A 16,260-nucleotide genomic window follows, 5' to 3' on the forward strand; every position below is an offset into this window, starting at 1 on the left:
CGAAAAACCGTAAAAATTGAGCCGTAAATTTTTTGGCTACAGCTATCAAGTCATTCTGATTGATAAGGTTATTAAGTGTTTTTCTGGACGATGTTTGATTTGTTTATTGTATGGATTTAATGATTTTGCGCTGTGATTTTGTGAAGTGAATCGATACTGCATGGCATTTTTATTTTTCATTGTTCATTTAAATGAAATTAATTTTTCTTTTTTTGGCAGGCGTGTTTTTGAAACACGCCCGCCTTAGCGTCAACGTTTAAAATGTACTTCTGACGGGCGCGGTTGACGCGGTGGCCCTTGCCGTCGGGCCAGCCGCGAAAATACCTTTGGCCGCCAGCCCGGCGACGGTTATCGCGGCGGGAATGCCAAGGATCAGGAAAACGCTTTCGAAGCTGATATTCAGCGCCAGCATCTCCGCCCCGGCAAAGGCGCTCAGGATCGCGCCCATGCGGCCAACGCCGTGCATCCAGCTGGAGCCGGTAGCCCGTGCTTCGGTAGGATAGTAGCGGGCGGAGAGCGCGTTCATGCCGGTATTGGCGCCGTTTAAGCAGGCTCCGCTGATAAATGCCAGCAGGCAGATGAGCGCAAAGCTTGCCGCGGCATAGCCCATCGCCATCGTAAACAGGCCGCCAACCGCGTAAATCAGCCCGAGCGCCCGATGTGGGTTGATCCGGTCCATTAGCCAGCCCGCAAACAGCGAGCCAAGGGTTCCTCCCGCCTGGTACATTGCGGTCATTACCGCCGCCTGGCCGACCGTTAAGCCCACCTCTTTTACCAGCGTCGGTAGCCAGCTGCCGAGGAGGTAAACCAAAAAAAGGCCCATAAAGTAAACCAGCCAGAGCATCATCGAACCGAAGCGATACTGGCGGGAGAGAACGATGCGCATGGCATTTGCCTGGACGGGCTGGGCCGGGAGGCTGAACTCGGCCTCATCGGGGATTTGTCCCGGATAGAGGCGCTGCATAATCCGCCGAATACGTTCGGCAGGCGCGCGCTTAACGACCAGAAAACGCACCGATTCCGGTAACAGCCAGATCAGGACCGGAGCGAACAGCAGCGGGAGGATCCCGCCAAGCAGCATCAGCGAGTGCCAGCCAAACTGCGGGATTAGCCAGGATGCGGAGAAACCGCCCGCCGCCGCGCCAAAGGTGAAGCCGCAAAAAATAATTGTAATCAGGAACGAGCGCTGGCGCTCCGGCGCATACTCTGACACCAGGGTGCCGATATTCGGCATGGCGGCGCCTAATCCCAGCCCGGTCAGGAAGCGGAAAACCATCATCTGCTCAATATTTTGTGAAAGGGCGGTTGCGATGGTCCAGAAGCCGAAGAAGAAGACGCTATTAATGATAATTTTTTTCCGTCCCAGCCAGTCGGCGAGCGGCCCGGAGAAAATGGCCCCCAGCGCCAGGCCTATCAGCGCGGCGCTGATGACAAAACCGAGTTGGTGATTGCTTACTCCCCATTCCTGCTTCAGCGTCGGGGCGATAAAACCCATGATGGCGATATCAAAGCCGTCCAGCGCGATAACGCAGAAGCCTAAAAACACCACCAGCTTCTGAAAGCGGCTTAGCGGATTGGCGTTGATTAACTCCCTGACGTCCAGGCGTTGAGTCTGTGTCATGGGACTCTCCTTATGCGCAAGGGCGCAGGTAGGACTGCGCGGCGTTAAACAGCAGTTGAGCGCGAGCGAGCGCCGGTAGCGCACCCCGAGCGCCGCTTAACGGGACCTCGATGGATACCGGCAGCGTGGCCGGAAGCGCCGCCATCAGACCGTGCAGGTCGAGTCCGCCTTCGCCGGGGACCTGGCGCGCGGCGCGGGCCTGGTAAATCAGCTCCTGCTCGTCAGCGGGGGGTTGCGGTAAGGCATCGCAAAGCTGCATATAGTTGAGGCAATTTTGCGGTAGCGCCGCGATCGTGGACAGGGATTCGCCGGCCCGCCAGAAGTGAATAGCGTCAATCAAAATACCGATATCGCTGCGGCCGCTGGCGTTGATGAGCGCCCGGGCTTCGGCAATGGTGCGCAGGTGGGTCCAGGGCATGGGCTCCAGGTTCATGGTTAATCCATACGCCTGGCCGGCTTCGGCAAGACGAGCGAGATTTTCTGCGCTGCGCGTCCTGTTTTCATCGTTTCCGGCGACTAAAACCTGCTTTGCGCCAAGGCGCGCGGCGGTCGTCAGAAAAAGCTGCAAACGAGCGTCCAATGAAAAATCTGCCGTCAGGCGGACGATCTCAACGTCCGAAACGCGAACGCCGGTTTCCATCAGCGCCGCCAGGGTATCGCGTACGGCGGCGGTGTCGCCGAGCATGTCGTAATCCGGATCTGATGGGGTTGCGGGAAGCAGGCGCAGACCAACGTGGGTGAATCCGGTCTGGGCCGCAATGCGTACCTGTTCCGGCGGCGGAACGTCGAGGAGGGTAAGCGCGGCGAGTGAGAGGGTTCGCATGTTCATAAAGGACTCCAGTACAGTTGCAGGTGATTGTTGTTATGCGTATTGCCGTCCCTGGTGGAATGCTTTTACTGTGTTGTTTTATTGAGATTTTCTGCCAGGTTTTTTCCGACCAGATAGCCAAAAGTCATGGCCGGGCCCAGCGTGATACCGCCGCTGGGATAGAATCCCCGCATCACGCTCGACATATCGTTGCCGATGGCGAAAAGCCCCTGGATCGGCTGCCGCTGGGCGTTGAGAACACGGGCATTTTCATCGGTGATTAATCCACTGAAGGAACCCAGCGAGCCGGGCAATATGCGTACCGCATAAAAAGGCCCATGGCTGAGTTTCCCGAGCGTGGGGTGGGGCGAGCGGCTGGCGTCACCCTGCGCGCGGTTATAGGCCGAGGCGCCGCGCCGAAAATCCTTATCCTCTCCCTGGTCTACAAAGCCGTTAAATCGGGCGATCGTTTCCGTTAGCTGCTGCGGATTGATGGCGCATGTTTTCGCCAGCGCTTCCGGCGTCTCACCCACGTACAGATAGCCGGTCCGTCGCCAGGCCTCGGGGGTAAACGGGAAGGGGCGAGCATGGCCCAACCCGTAGCGCCGCAGCGCACGGCCGTCGGCAATTAGCCACGCCTGCGGCGTTTCGCCCGGCGGCGTCGCGTCCAGCAGTGCGGCAATAAAATCATGATAAGAGTCGGCCTCATTGGTGAAGCGTTTACCGTTGGGCAACACGGCGATAAAGCCGGGCTTGGCGCGCTCAACCAGATGCGGGAACGGCAGCTGCAGCCCGCTGGCGAGGGTAACGCGCGACACCGGCGCCCAGGCCATGGCGTGCCTGAGTGAGGTATCAAACTGGCCGCCGACCGCTTCGCCGAGCCGAATGCCATCCCCCTGATTGCCCGGGGGCGCGGCGGAGAAGTGGCCGTAGCCGCTGGCGGCGTGCGGCACATTTTCGGCCAGACGCTGCCTGTCGTGAGGAAAGCCTCCGCAGGCGAGGATCACCGCGCAGGCGCGAACCTCCAGCGCGCCGCCGTCGCTGCGTAATATCGCGCCAGCAACGCCGTTGTTGTCGGTAAGCAGACGTTCTACCGGCGCGTTAAGCTGAAAATTAACCCCCGCATCCAGCGCCGAACGCAGCAGGCGGGCGACCAGCGCGTTGCCGTTAACCAGATGCTGTCCGCGACCGGCGCGCAGCCGCTGCCAGCCGTGACGCAGCAGGCGGCGGGTCGCATACAGCGCCGAGCCCGGTGAGCGGGTCGCGTTGAAAAAGTGCGCCATGTCCGTGCCGCCGGCAATGCCCATACCCGCAAGGCTGATGGTCTCCAGCGGAGGCCGCAGGCGATGCAGCCAGTCGCCCAGCAGCCGTCCGTCAAAAGGCTGCGCCGTGACCGAGCGGCCGCCCAGCGCAGCGCCCGGTGAAGCGTGAAAATCGGGCATTTTGCTGCCGGAAAGAAACTGCACGGCGGTACGGCGGCGGAAAAAGTCGATCATCTCCGGTCCGTACTGTAAGAAGGTAAGCAGACGCGCATCGGCAGGCTCACCGTCCATTTCATGGCGTAAATAAGCGAGCGGCGCGCCCGGCTCTTCTTCAATCCCTTCTTCACGAGCCAGCGGGTTACGCGGGATCCACAGCCAGCCGCCGGACCAGGCGCTGGTGCCGCCAATGACCGACTCTTTCTCCGCAACCAGTACGCTGGCGCCGCCGAGCGCGGCGGTGACGGCGGCAGAGAGCCCCGCCGCGCCGGAGCCGACGACCAGAACATCCACGTTCATCTGCCCGCTCATGACCCTCTCCTTATTGCAGTGGTGAAAAATCAGTGGGGCGCAGAAGCACCGACTCCAGGCGCTCGACGGCGGCCAGCTCGCGGTTTTTGCGCGAGAACGTCAGCCAGCGTTCGTCCTGCGTCATGCGCGCCCGACGCGCCAGGCGATCGTCCAGACTTTCATAGGCCCAGATATGCACCACCTGATTGACCACGCCAATTTCGGTAAAGAAGAAGCCGATGAGCTTACCGAGGTGCTCGGTTTGCACGGCGTAAGCATCGCTTTTGTACAGCGCCAGCCAGTCGGCCATTTTCAGCGGATTGATGGTGTAGGTGCGTTTTTCATAGATCATGATTTTCTCCTGTTTATAGTGCGTGTTGTTGCGCCATATGGCTGGCTGAGAGATAGCCGAAGGTGAGCGCCGGACCGAGCGTAATACCTGGGCCGGGGTAGGTTCCGGCCATCATCGAATCCATATCATTACCCACGGCATAGAGGCCTTTGATCGGCTCACCGTGCTGGTTAATGACCTGAGCATCGGCGGTAGTGACCAGGCCGCGCGAGGTACCGAGATCGCCGGTATAGAGGGTGACGGCATAAAACGGCGCGCGGGTCAGCGGAGCGTTACAGGCGTTTGGCCGGTGGCCGGGGTCGCCCATCGCGCGGTTATAGCTGTTGCCGCCTTTGGTGAACGCCGGATCGAGGCCCTGAGCGGCATCGCGGTTGTAGCGTGCCACCGTGTCAGCGAGCGTCTGCGGATCCAGGCCGAGCCGCTGCGCCAGTTCAGGCAGCGTATCGGCCTTATGCAGATAGCCCGCTTTCACCAGCGCGTCGTTATTGACCGGGGCAGGGCGCGCCAGGCCGAGGCCGTAGCGCTTCATGGCCAGGGCGTCGCAAATCAGAAAGCAGGGCGCATTTTCTGCCCGGCTTTGCATGGCGCTGGCGAAGTGGTGATAAGAGTTAGATTCGTTCACGAAGCGCACCGCGCGCTGGTTGACGGCAATCACCCCGGGTTTGGCGCGATCGGTGACCAGGTGAGGGAAGCGCTCTTGCGTGCCGTCGGGATGCTGTAAAACCGAGACCGGCGCCCAGAAAAAGTTAGACGGCAGGTCAGCCCCTTCCCGGGCATTGACCGCGGCGGCAAGGCGCAGCGCGGCGCCGTCGTTGGCGGCGGGGGACATGGTGTAGTGCTCGCGGGTCTGGGGGCGATAGCGTTCAGCCAGCCTGCCTGCGGCAAAACCACCCGCCGCCAGTACCACCCCGCAGCGGGCTTCAAGAGCCTGCTTTTGACCCTCGCGCTCAATTACTACACCGGTCACCTCGCCATTGCGTTCGCTCAGCGAAAGCACGTTGACGTTGAGCCTGAGCTGCATACCTTTGCGAAAGGCGAGCGTCGCCATGCGGGCGATCAGCGCGTTGCCCATCGCCAGGCGGGTACCGCGAGGGTACCGCAGGCGATCGCGACCGAAGCGCAGCAGCAGTCTGCAGCAGTGCGCGAACGAGCGCGGGGAGCGGCGCATATCGAGAAAGTGCTGGATATCAACCCGGTTAACCATCATCCCGCCAAACAGCAGCATTCCCGGTGGGGGAGAGCGGAGGTCGCGAAAATGCGCACCCAGTTCCCGTCCGTCAAACTCCACCACCTCCAGCGCCCGCCCGACATCGACGGCGCCGGGCTCATCCGGGTAATAATCCGGAGAGAGCGGGCGCAGGCTATATTTCACCGCACCCTCTTTTTCAAGAAACGCCAGCGCCTCGCGCCCTGAAGCGATAAAGGCATCCACCAGATCCTGACGATAATGAGGCTCACCGATAATCGTCCGCAGATAGGTTTCGATGGCCTGCGGGCTGCCGCCCACGGCCATTTTCCGCGCCTGATCGCTATCGTGGATCCACACCGCGCCGCCGGAAATGGCGGAGGTGCCGCCAAACTGCGGGGCTTTTTCCAGCATCAGCACCGACAGTCCCTTACAGCTGGCGGTCACCGCCGCGGCAAAGCCTGCGGCGCCGCTGCCGATAACGATGACATCCCAGCTTTTCATGCCGCCGCTCCTTGTTCCTGCGCAATGGCGCCGATGAATTGCCCCATCAGTTTCATCTGCGCCAGCGCCATCTCCGGCCCGGTCTGGATCGCGCAGCCGCGATCCCGGGCGAAGGCGAGGAGCGGGGTGATGATCGGGGCGGTCACCACGTCGGCGACATGCGTGGATAGCGGAAGGGTTTCCAGCAGCGACTGCGGCAGCGGCAACGGCTCGAAACCGGCCATTCCCGCCGGGGAACCATTCACCAGCAAATCCAGGCCGGCAAGCGTAGCGGGCAGGTCGACGAGATGAACGTGCGGAAAATGGGTGGCCAGCCGGTTATGCAGCAGCTGAAGGGTGGCGGGATTCTGATCATAAAGGGCCAACTGGCGGATGCCCGCTTCGCAAAGCCCCCACGCGATAGCGCTGCCGACGCCGCCGCAGCCGGAGAGCAGCCCCTTTTTACCGCCGGCGCTAAAGCCGTGCGCCTCTGCGGCAAGCTGAAAACCGACGCCGTCGAGCATATCGCCCTGTAAACGGCCATCGGCCAGCTTACGGATGACGTTAATGGCATTAAGGTGCTGAGCTCGCGGGGATAACTCGTCGACCAGGGCGGCGGCCCGCTGTTTGTGCGGAACGGTGACCAGGACGCCGCTCATGTTGTGCCAGCCGCGCAGGGCCTGCAGAAAGTCAGCAACGGCTTCGGGGGCGATATCAACCGGGATCATGACGCTGTCCATCTGCTGGTCAGCAAAGAAGCGGTTGAAATTCTCCGGCGACTTAACCTGGGTAATCGGGTGGCCGATGACGGCGACGACCTGAGTGAATCCACTGACCATTTCAAACCTCATTTTGTTAAATGAATGTTGTGAAAGTATTTCAGCGGAAGCTGAGAGCGACAACGCAGAATTCGGCCATACTGGTTGTTAATCGCACTACCACTGCGATAATCGCGCTAAACTGATTGTATTGTTGCGAAAGTGTGAACAAGTATGCAAAACCAGATTCATACCCGCGATCTGATCGTCGGCCTGCAAAAAGGGCTGGCGCTGATCCAGCTATTTTCAAAAGAGTTCCCCCGGCTCACCGTGCCGCAGGCGGCGAAAATGAGCGGCCTGACGCAAAGCGCCGCGCGGCGCTTTTTCCTTACCCTGCTGCATGAGCGCTATCTGCAAACCGACGGACGCCATTACTGGCTAACGCCTAAAGCGTTAAGGCTGGGGCAGGCGTATGTCGATTCGGCGCAGTTCCCACGCATGGTACGACCGATCGTGGAGTACATCGCCAGCCGGACGGAAGAGCACGCTTCGGTCGGCGTGATCGATGATGATGAGCTGGTGTATATCGCCCGCAGTAAACACACGCCGTTTAACTCGACTTCAGTGCGTCTGGGGGAGAGAGTGCCGATTTACTGTACTGCCGGAGGGCGACTATGGCTGGCTTCGTTAGAGGAAGCCGAGTGTGAAACCGTTTTGCAGCGGATCCGCCGCGAGCAGCGTACGCCCTATACGGTGACGGACGTGGCGGCGTTAATGGAAAAGATCGCTCAGGTTCGTCGCCAGGGATACGCCGCGATTGAGCAGGAGTTTGAAATTGGCATGCTGGTCCTGGCCGTGCCGCTGTCAGATCGGGAAGGGCTATACTGGGGAGCGCTGAGTTTAACCAGCCATCAGTCAAGAACCTCGATTGAGGCACTATGCCGCGATCATCTGGATTTGCTCTATAGCGCTCAGGCGATGCTGGTGGGTTAAAACCAGAGGCGCAGACGATTCTCTCATCTTCGTGCCGAGAGGGCTTACGGTAGGCAAAAAAAGGGCAGGAAGAATCCTGCCCCGGGAATGACTAACCGATATTAGGCGGTGATGCTGTTAGTGAAAGTGTTCCACTCGCCCGACAGGTTGTGCACAGCATTGCTCCAGTTCTCATTGCTTGCGGCAACGTAGTTCTCCCAGTCAGATGCGCCGGTAAGGAATTTAGCGAACTCAACGGTATCGTTAACGATGGCATTGGCGATAGTGGCACCTGCTGAGGTAATAAAATCGCTCAGATAGTTTCCATTATCAACAATAAAGCTGGTAATGCTGTTAGCAAAACCGAGCAGATTAAAACCACCAGAAATAGATTCCATTTCGCCAATAGTTAATTCTTTCATTGGTATTCCTTGTTAAGTCTGATTAATTGTTATTAGTGGGGCTATTACCCACGGAAGAAATACTAACACCCTTAAATTAAATTAATCCAGAGTGTTAATGTGTGAAATATTTAATTTCATACAAACTTAATAAAATGAAGATTATCTTCAGTGATAACGGCTTGAGTCATGAGTGTGAATTTTTTATTCGGGCCGGCTGGCTTTAATGTGAATTGGCGTGACAGCCGCTATAAAGAAGAATGCGCTGAGCGTGGTTAAAGAGGGGAGATAAGACAGGGTGTTATTTTCCCATTTAAAACTTTAATATTGTGCACTATAGATGCTATATGAACCGGGCAGAACAATATTCATGGCAAAAGAGAGGCAGCTCGCGCGGGGAAGGGGAGGGCAAGAGAACATCGCCCTGGTGTCATACCCCACGTTAATATGTTTATTTTCGATTTCACATTCGCCCACCGGGAATGACGGAAGCGCAGCCCGCTGAGTAAACGAGGGCTTAACAATGCCTTGTTAACCCGGAATGACGCCAGCGTTCGAAGAAACAAAAAGTTCGGGGTATGTCTCTTCTACTATATTGCGTACAATAAATTAATTTAGCGTATATATTCAGCTAAACCACTCAGCGCGGTAGCGGGATTCATCTCTCAATAGATACCATCGCTGTCCGCTATGGACAAACCATGTTTAGCGATCATTTGTTAAACAAAAGGCTAATTCATCTAAATAAACGATAACTGCAGGATAATGAATGGCTGCTGATTAATCTGATGCAGCTATTAGTCAAAACGAATTGGCAGTACTGCGTGACTATTATCGCCTCAGTATGGCTAAACCCGTTCCGGCAGTAAGTGGAGAAAGGCGTATCCGGAGGAGGGTTTTTGATCGAGGACGCTGAGGCGGAATTTAGCTACGGACAGAGAAAGCATTGAGAGGGCAGGGGGCACAATCTCAGAATAATAGAAAGGGGAGGAGTGAATGATTGACCACTATCGGCGATGAGAGATTAACAGGGGGAAATAAGTAATGGCGTATCGCGCGATACGCCATTGAGAGATACTATCTGACCATGGTCAGCAGGTTGTGTGAATCCGGCACCATAAAGTCGACGGACATCATCACCGACAGCGCGGTAATGGCCACGATGGAAAAGACGAACAGCTTACGCGCCCAGACTTTATCATCCGCCACTTTATAACCGCGCAGCGCCATTCCGAGCCACCAGACGCTCACCGCCGCAGCGACAACCAGATATTTATATCCAGCGTAGCCGCCCAGGGAGAGCATCAGCGTGGCAACGGCGAAAGCGATGATGTAAACGGTGATATGGTTTTTCGCCACCGAAATGCCTTTCACTACCGGCAGCACCGGAATATTCGCTGCCTGATAATCCTTGAAGCGGAAAATCGCGATAGCGTAAGAGTGAGGCATCTGCCACAGGCTGAAAATCGCCAGCAAAATTGCGGCACCGCTGTCAAAATCACCGGTAACCGCGCAGTAGCCAATCACCGGCGGCGCAGCGCCGGAGAGAGAACCAATCAGCGTGCCGTAGACGGAGTGGCGCTTCATGTACAGGCTGTAAACGCCGACATAAACCACGAACCCCATCACCCCCAGCCAGCAGGCCAGGGGATTCGCGCCAAACCACAGGAGCATGAAGCCAGCAATACCCAGCAGGGTGGCGTATACCAGCGAAGCTTCTGGCGAGATCAGCCCTTTGACCAGCACCCGGTTTTTCGTCCGTTCCATCTTACGATCGATATCACGGTCGATATAGTTGTTGAAAACACAACCCGAGGCGACCACCAGGGATACTCCGAGGAGCGTCCAGATAAAAAGCGGATAGTCGATGTGGCCCTTGGAGGCCAGCAGGAAACCGCCAATCACGGAGATCAGGTTGCCAAAAATAATGCCTGGTTTCGTTACTTGCAGGTATTGCTTAAACATACTCGCCGCTCTTAGTGCATCATCATGTTGTAGTTCAGGTTCCACATAATCCAGATGGAGCCGACAACTACGATAGCAATGATGATTACGGTGAAGATAAATGCGGTCAGGTTCCAACCTTCGTCCGATTTACTGTTCATGTGCAGGAAGTACACGAGGTGTACCACAATCTGCACAACCGCAGTAACCAGGATGGTTCCCAGAATAGCCGCATGCGATGCAGATCCACTCATCACCATTGCAAACGGGATAACCGTCAGAATGATCGACAGGATGAAACCTGTCATGTAGCTCTTCACGCTGCCGTGAGAAGCGCCGCTATGATCGGTAGAATGACTCATTACATCGCCCCCATCAGATATACAACAGAGAACACGCAGATCCACACGACGTCCAGGAAGTGCCAGAACAGGCTCAGGCACATGATACGGGTGCGGTTAGTGCTGGTCAGGCCGCGACGAGAAACCTGAACCATCAGCACCGCCATCCAGATCAGACCAGAGGTCACGTGCAGACCGTGGGTGCCGACCAGCGCGAAGAACGCTGACAGGAAGCCGCTGCGATCCGGGCCCATACCTTCAACAATCAGGTGATGGAATTCATAGAGTTCCATCGCGATGAACCCAGCCCCGAAGAGGAAGGTCAGCGCCAGCCAGGAAACCACCTGGCTCTTGTTGTTTTTGTACATGGCGATAGCCGCCATGCCGTAGGTGATGGAGCTGAACAGCAGCAGCGCGGTTTCAACCAGAACGAACGGCAGTTCAAAAATATCTTTACCGGTCGGACCGCCCGCCGTGCCGTTCACCAGAACGGCATAGGTAGCGAACAGAGTGGCGAAGATAATGCAGTCGCTCATCAGGTAGATCCAGAAACCGAATACCTTCATCGGTCCTGTATCATGGTGCCCGTGTTCGTGCGCGTGGGCGTTATGCGCAAGAGTATCAGTTGCCATTTTTCAGCCCTGCTTTGTTAATCTCATCGAAATGCTGATTTTCCAGTTTTTCGACTACTGCAACCGGCACGTAGTAATCCACGTCCTCGTCAAAGCTCTTAATAATCCAGGTCGCCAGGATACCGACGAAGCTTGCAATCGCCATCCACCAGATATGCCAGATCATTGCGAAACCAAACACCGTTGCGAAAGCAGCAATAACGATGCCCGCGCCGCTGTTTTTCGGCATATGAATCTCTTCATAGCCAGCCGGTTTCTTATACGCGTCGCCTTTTTCTTTCATTTCCCAGAACGCGTCACGCTCGTGAACGACAGGAACGATAGCAAAGTTGTAGAACGGCGGAGGAGAAGAGGTTGCCCACTCCAGCGTACGGCCGCCCCACGGGTCGCCGGTCAGGTCACGGTTCTGCTCGCGATCGCGGATAGAAACGTAGAACTGAATCAGCTGGCAGAGAATACCGCAAGCGATCAGCGCCGCACCGCAGGCTGCAACAACCAGCATCGGGTGGAACTGCGGGTCAATCTGCTGGCTCAGGCGACGGGTCATGCCCATGAAGCCCAGTACGTACAGCGGCATAAACGCCACGAAGAAGCCGATGATCCAGAACCAGAAAGCGCGTTTGCCCCAGGTTTCGTTCAGGGTGAAGCCAAAGGCTTTCGGCCACCAGTAGGTCAGACCTGCGAAGCAACCGAACACCACGCCGCCGATGATGACGTTATGGAAGTGCGCGATCAGGAACAGGCTGTTGTGCAGCACGAAGTCTGCGCCCGGTACCGCCAGCAGTACGCCGGTCATACCCCCTACGGAGAAGGTCACGATAAAGCCAATCGTCCACAGCATTGCTGAGTTGAAGACGATACGGCCCTGGTACATGGTAAACAGCCAGTTGAAGATCTTAACCCCGGTCGGGATAGCGATGATCATGGTCGTAATACCGAAGAAGGCGTTTACGTTCGCGCCCGCACCCATAGTAAAGAAGTGGTGCAGCCAAACGATGAACGACAGAACGGTAATACACACTGTTGCCCATACCAGCGAGGTGTAGCCAAACAGACGCTTACGCGAGAAGGTTGCGGCGATTTCGGAGAAGACACCGAATACCGGCAGAACCAGAATGTACACTTCCGGGTGACCCCAGGCCCAAATCAGGTTGATGTACATCATCATGTTGCCACCCATATCGTTGGTAAAGAAATGGGTGCCCAGGTAGCGGTCCAGGGTCAGCAGCGCGACGGTGACGGTCAGAATTGGGAAGGAGGCGATAATCAGGATGTTGGCGCACAGAGATGCCCAGCTAAACACCGGCATCTTGAACATGGTCATGCCAGGGGCACGCATCTTGATAATCGTTACGAAGAAGTTAATACCGGTGAGCGTTGTACCAATACCGGATAGCTGGAGAGCCCAGATCCAGTAATCGACCCCGACGCCCGGACTGTACTCAATTCCCGAGAGCGGCGGATAGGCCAGCCAACCGGTCTGCGCGAATTCACCGACGCCCAGAGAGAGGTTAACCAGAATCACGCCCACAACGGTGAACCAGAAGCTCAGGTTGTTAAGGAATGGGAAGGCAACGTCGCGCGCGCCGATCTGCAGCGGAACCACCAGGTTCATCAGACCGATAACAAACGGCATCGCTACGAAGAAGATCATGATAACGCCGTGGGCGGTAAAGATCTGATCGTAGTGGTGAGGCGGCAGGAAGCCTGCTTCCCCGGCCGAGGCCAGCACCTGCTGGCTACGCATCATAACGGCGTCAGCGAAGCCACGCAGCAACATGACGATTGCTACGATAACGTACATGATACCGAGACGTTTGTGGTCAACCGAAGTCAGCCACTCATTCCAAAGGTAGGACCACTTACCGAAGTAAGTGATGGCCGCCAGAAGCGCCAGTCCCCCAATGATAATTGCAGCCACCGTAACCACAATAATGGGTTCATGGTAGGGCACTGCATCCAGTGTAAGTTTTCCGAACATCGTTTTCTTCCTCGGCCCCTTAGTGAGCGGTTTCCGCGTGGCTCATGTCCATGCCTTCCATTCCTTCGTGCGCTGCGTGCTCGCCCTCAGGTTGGGTCATATCCATGCTCTTACCGTGAGACATAAATTTGTTAATAACATCTTTAAACAAATCTGGTTTCACGTTAGAGAAGTATTCCACTTTGTTGTATTCGCTAGGCGCAGCCAGTTTGTCGAACGTTTCCATGGAGTCCATGGCGTTCGCAGACTGTTTGGCTTTCGCTACCCACTGATCGAAGGTTGCACGATCCGGCGTGGCGATAGCTTTGAACTTCATTCCTGAGAAGCCCGGGCCGCTATAGCTGGCGGAGATACCGTCGTAAGTACCAGCTTCGTTCGCGATGAGGTGCAGCTGAGTCTGCATCCCGGCCATTGCGTAAATCTGGCTACCTAAACGTGGGATAAAGAACGAGTTCATCACGGAGTTGGAGGTCACTTTAAAGTGTACCGGTACGTTCGCCGGGAAGGCGATTTCGTTGACGGTAGCAATGCCTTGTTCCGGATAGATGAAGAACCATTTCCAGTCCATCGAAACGACTTCGATAGTGATAGGTTTCTCATCGTGAGCAAGCGGTTTGCTCGGCTCTAATGCGTGAGTGGTTTTCCAGGTCAGAACGGCCAGGAACAGGATGATCAGGATAGGAACCGTCCAGACCACAGCTTCCACTTTGTTGGAGTGTGACCAGTTCGGGCTATACTTCGCATCTTTATTGCTCGCACGATACTTCCAGGCAAATCCTACTGCCATCAAGACGGCTGGAATAACGACGATCATCATCAGGCCGAAGGCCGTCAGAATCAGAGAGCGTTGCTCCAGTCCAATCTGTCCTTTTGGGTCGAGGAGTGCAGAATCACAACCACTGAGTAATACAGTGCCTGCGATTAATGACATCCATCCCAAACTTTTATTGTATTTCCTAAGTCTCATTGAACGACCTCAATTCCACGGAATCTGGTGGCGCTTAAAGTGTACGGGCATTTTACGGGAAGGTTGCATTACTGTAAACATAGTTGGAGCTGTGTCTGCTCTATGTTAGCGGCTTCTGCTTGCCCTGTCACATATGTTACGGAGTGTGACATTATCGCTTGCAAACCTTGATTTAGGCGGGATTGATAACGAAAGGGATAAGAACGAAAGGCTTTATAAGAGAATGAGCATAACTACCCGCAAAACAACACAAATAATTAACAATTAATTATCAAATAAAAGACATCGTAAAAGCGGAAAATAAAACCTGCAAAGCTGAATCGGTTAAATTATTTAAAGATTCGCATAAAAATTGTCAATAATTTCCAGAAATCTAAAACGCACAAAACAACAAATCGGCTACGATGAATATAAAATCGTTAATAAGACGTTATAATTACGTTTGGTAATTACAACGTCCACGTACGTTTCTGCGCTGATTTAAATCAGCTCGGTTTTACGTAATGCCAGATAGTCAAGGAAGGCGCCGAGTAAAATACCCGCAATGGCGGTGAGCACAGCGATCTCAAGCAGGCTGGCAAGGAAGGAGAAATTGGTGTAATCCAGCGCGTTGAGCGTCAGCAGCAGCAGCCATATCGCCAGCATCAGGCAGCCAGCAGCCAGAATAATCAATGCCAGCCCGTAGGTTTGTGGAAAGCGCGTGCGGGGCATAAAGCTTTCTGAGCGCTGGGTGTGTTCCAGCGTACGCCGGCAAATTAACAGCAGCACAATCCCCGGTACCGCGGCGACGACGGAAAAGAGATAGAAAGTAGGCCAGCCGTGGGCTTCAACAAACCAGCCGGCGATGGGGCCAACATACACGCGCCCAACGGCAGAGAGGGCTGAGAGCAGGGCAAACTGGGTGGCCGAAAACGATTTATTGCACAGCGTCATCAGCAGCGCGACGAACGCCGCGGTGCCCATCCCGCCGCACAGATTTTCGAAAAACACCGCCGTCGCCATGGAGAAAAGGTGCTTATCGGTAATTGAGAGCAGCCAATATCCGGCGTTGGATACCCCCTGCAGCAGGCCGAAAATCAGCAGCGCGCGGAACAACGTCAGGCGCTGCATAAGCACGCCGCCGTAAAGCGCGCCGACAATCGTGGCGAACAGGCCGAGCGTTTTATTCACCATTCCCACTTCACCCGCATCGAAACCGACGCCGCGAATCAGGAACGTGGTGGTCAGGCTCATGGCAAACGCGTCGCCAAGCTTATAAAGGACAATCAGCAGCAGAATGAGCCAGGCATTATTGCGGCCGAAGAAGTCGCGCAGCGGTGCGGCAACGGCCTGCTCCAGCGTTTTCGGCACCGGAATAACGTCGCTGGGTTCCGGCGCCAGCAGCGTGGCGATAATGCAGGGGATCAGCAGCGCGGCCATCAGCCAGTACATCCCTTGCCAACCCAGCCAGCGATCGGCCAGCCAGAGCGCCAGCCCGCCGGAGACCAGCATCCCCAGACGATAGCCCAGCACGCTGATTGCCGCTCCGGTGCCCCGCTCTTCCGCGGCCAGCACGTCAGTTTTCCACGCGTCAAACACGATATCCTGCGAGGCGGAACAAAAGGCGATGACCACCGCCAGCGCCGCCATCCAGCGCAGCTGCGTGGACGGTTCAAGGAAACCCATCGCCGCAATGGCGATAAGGAGCAGAAACTGGGTCGCCAGCAGCCAGCCGCGACGACGGCCGAGAAACGGCGGCGTATAGCGGTCCATCACCGGCGACCAGAGGAACTTAAAGACGTAGGCCTGGCCGACGAGCGAGAAAAAACCGATAGTTTTCAGATCGATGTTTTCAACGGTCATCCACGCCTGCAGCGTGCCGGAGGTGAGGGCGAGCGGTAGTCCCGAGGCAAAACCGAGGATCAGCAGGATAGCTGATTTTGGCTGCGTGAAAATGCGTAAGTAATGATTAGACATGGCATGTCGTGCAGACCCGGCGCGAGGCCGGGTCTGCGACTTCAATTAACGCGCGTTTTGCTTGATGAAATCGTGAATGCTGGTGTCCT

14 protein-coding genes are annotated in these 16,260 nt (G+C 56.1%); 1 reads left to right on the forward strand and 13 read right to left on the reverse strand.

All coding sequences use genetic code 11. The features are described 5' to 3' along the window. Nucleotides 1-256: 256 nt before the first annotated feature. The 6 genes from FQK12_RS15745 to FQK12_RS15770 form a co-directional block, all read right to left on the reverse strand. Entirely contained in the window at nucleotides 257-1,621 is a 1,365-nt protein-coding gene (locus tag FQK12_RS15745; RefSeq protein ID WP_014228171.1) for an MFS transporter, read from the reverse strand. 10 nt (nucleotides 1,622-1,631) lie between these two features. Next, nucleotides 1,632-2,450 (reverse strand): sugar phosphate isomerase/epimerase family protein, encoded by an 819-nt coding sequence (locus tag FQK12_RS15750; protein ID WP_014228172.1) that lies wholly within the window; start codon nucleotides 2,448-2,450, stop codon nucleotides 1,632-1,634. Nucleotides 2,451-2,515: 65 nt separating this feature from the next. Continuing rightward, nucleotides 2,516-4,219: an FAD-dependent oxidoreductase gene (locus FQK12_RS15755; protein ID WP_014228173.1), complete on the reverse strand. Its 1,704-nt coding sequence runs from the start codon at nucleotides 4,217-4,219 to the stop codon at nucleotides 2,516-2,518. A 10-nt stretch (nucleotides 4,220-4,229) separates the two neighbouring features. Next, nucleotides 4,230-4,550: an NIPSNAP family protein gene (locus FQK12_RS15760; RefSeq protein ID WP_014228174.1), complete on the reverse strand. Its 321-nt coding sequence runs from the start codon at nucleotides 4,548-4,550 to the stop codon at nucleotides 4,230-4,232. A gap of 13 nt (nucleotides 4,551-4,563) precedes the next feature. Continuing rightward, nucleotides 4,564-6,240, reverse strand: a complete 1,677-nt coding sequence (locus tag FQK12_RS15765; protein WP_014228175.1) for an FAD-dependent oxidoreductase — start codon at nucleotides 6,238-6,240, stop codon at nucleotides 4,564-4,566. Beyond that, nucleotides 6,237-7,058, reverse strand: coding sequence for a shikimate dehydrogenase family protein (locus FQK12_RS15770; RefSeq protein WP_014228176.1), 822 nt, complete (start codon nucleotides 7,056-7,058; stop codon nucleotides 6,237-6,239). Before FQK12_RS15770 ends, FQK12_RS15765 begins: the two co-directional genes overlap by 4 nt. Before the next feature lie 153 nt (nucleotides 7,059-7,211). Here FQK12_RS15770 and FQK12_RS15775 point away from each other — a divergent pair, with 153 nt between their 5' ends. Beyond that, the gene (locus FQK12_RS15775; RefSeq protein ID WP_014228177.1) at nucleotides 7,212-7,970 is read left to right on the forward strand and encodes an IclR family transcriptional regulator C-terminal domain-containing protein; all 759 of its coding nucleotides are present in this window, start codon (nucleotides 7,212-7,214) and stop codon (nucleotides 7,968-7,970) included. Between the two features lie 101 nt (nucleotides 7,971-8,071). Here the strand turns inward: FQK12_RS15775 and FQK12_RS15780 are convergent, their stop codons facing one another. From FQK12_RS15780 to ampG, 7 genes are all read right to left on the reverse strand, one after another. Further along, nucleotides 8,072-8,371: a hypothetical protein gene (locus FQK12_RS15780; RefSeq protein ID WP_014228178.1), complete on the reverse strand. Its 300-nt coding sequence runs from the start codon at nucleotides 8,369-8,371 to the stop codon at nucleotides 8,072-8,074. Between the two features lie 1,056 nt (nucleotides 8,372-9,427). Then, nucleotides 9,428-10,315, reverse strand: coding sequence for a heme o synthase (gene cyoE / locus FQK12_RS15785; protein ID WP_004129778.1), 888 nt, complete (start codon nucleotides 10,313-10,315; stop codon nucleotides 9,428-9,430). Between the two features lie 11 nt (nucleotides 10,316-10,326). Next, nucleotides 10,327-10,656, reverse strand: a complete 330-nt coding sequence (locus FQK12_RS15790) for a cytochrome o ubiquinol oxidase subunit IV (RefSeq protein ID WP_004099523.1) — start codon at nucleotides 10,654-10,656, stop codon at nucleotides 10,327-10,329. Next, nucleotides 10,656-11,267, reverse strand: a complete 612-nt coding sequence (locus tag FQK12_RS15795) for a cytochrome o ubiquinol oxidase subunit III (protein WP_004099525.1) — start codon at nucleotides 11,265-11,267, stop codon at nucleotides 10,656-10,658. Before FQK12_RS15795 ends, FQK12_RS15790 begins: the two co-directional genes overlap by 1 nt. Further along, nucleotides 11,257-13,248: a cytochrome o ubiquinol oxidase subunit I gene (cyoB, locus tag FQK12_RS15800; RefSeq protein WP_004129794.1), complete on the reverse strand. Its 1,992-nt coding sequence runs from the start codon at nucleotides 13,246-13,248 to the stop codon at nucleotides 11,257-11,259. The genes FQK12_RS15795 and cyoB overlap by 11 nt, the downstream gene beginning before the upstream one ends. A 19-nt stretch (nucleotides 13,249-13,267) precedes the next feature. Continuing rightward, nucleotides 13,268-14,215 carry a cytochrome o ubiquinol oxidase subunit II gene (cyoA, locus tag FQK12_RS15805; protein WP_014228179.1) on the reverse strand — a complete coding sequence of 316 codons (948 nt, stop codon included), beginning with the start codon at nucleotides 14,213-14,215 and terminating at the stop codon, nucleotides 13,268-13,270. A gap of 480 nt (nucleotides 14,216-14,695) precedes the next feature. Beyond that, nucleotides 14,696-16,171, reverse strand: coding sequence for a muropeptide MFS transporter AmpG (gene ampG / locus FQK12_RS15810; RefSeq protein WP_014228180.1), 1,476 nt, complete (start codon nucleotides 16,169-16,171; stop codon nucleotides 14,696-14,698). Nucleotides 16,172-16,260 lie beyond the last annotated feature (89 nt).

The sequence above is a fragment of the Klebsiella sp. ME-303 genome (genome assembly GCF_007910085.1).
GTDB classification, from domain to species: Bacteria; Pseudomonadota; Gammaproteobacteria; order Enterobacterales; family Enterobacteriaceae; genus Klebsiella; species Klebsiella michiganensis.

Coding starts and splice junctions, on each gene's coding strand:
- FQK12_RS15745 (WP_014228171.1), bottom strand. CDS start 1,621: ATGACACAGACTCAACGCCTGGACGTCAGGGAGTTAATCAACGCCAAT.
- FQK12_RS15750 (WP_014228172.1), bottom strand. CDS start 2,450: ATGAACATGCGAACCCTCTCACTCGCCGCGCTTACCCTCCTCGACGTT.
- FQK12_RS15755 (WP_014228173.1), bottom strand. CDS start 4,219: ATGAGCGGGCAGATGAACGTGGATGTTCTGGTCGTCGGCTCCGGCGCG.
- FQK12_RS15760 (WP_014228174.1), bottom strand. CDS start 4,550: ATGATCTATGAAAAACGCACCTACACCATCAATCCGCTGAAAATGGCC.
- FQK12_RS15765 (WP_014228175.1), bottom strand. CDS start 6,240: ATGAAAAGCTGGGATGTCATCGTTATCGGCAGCGGCGCCGCAGGCTTT.
- FQK12_RS15770 (WP_014228176.1), bottom strand. CDS start 7,058: ATGGTCAGTGGATTCACTCAGGTCGTCGCCGTCATCGGCCACCCGATT.
- FQK12_RS15775 (WP_014228177.1), top strand. CDS start 7,212: ATGCAAAACCAGATTCATACCCGCGATCTGATCGTCGGCCTGCAAAAA.
- FQK12_RS15780 (WP_014228178.1), bottom strand. CDS start 8,371: ATGAAAGAATTAACTATTGGCGAAATGGAATCTATTTCTGGTGGTTTT.
- cyoE (WP_004129778.1), bottom strand. CDS start 10,315: ATGTTTAAGCAATACCTGCAAGTAACGAAACCAGGCATTATTTTTGGC.
- FQK12_RS15790 (WP_004099523.1), bottom strand. CDS start 10,656: ATGAGTCATTCTACCGATCATAGCGGCGCTTCTCACGGCAGCGTGAAG.
- FQK12_RS15795 (WP_004099525.1), bottom strand. CDS start 11,267: ATGGCAACTGATACTCTTGCGCATAACGCCCACGCGCACGAACACGGG.
- cyoB (WP_004129794.1), bottom strand. CDS start 13,248: ATGTTCGGAAAACTTACACTGGATGCAGTGCCCTACCATGAACCCATT.
- cyoA (WP_014228179.1), bottom strand. CDS start 14,215: ATGAGACTTAGGAAATACAATAAAAGTTTGGGATGGATGTCATTAATC.
- ampG (WP_014228180.1), bottom strand. CDS start 16,171: ATGTCTAATCATTACTTACGCATTTTCACGCAGCCAAAATCAGCTATC.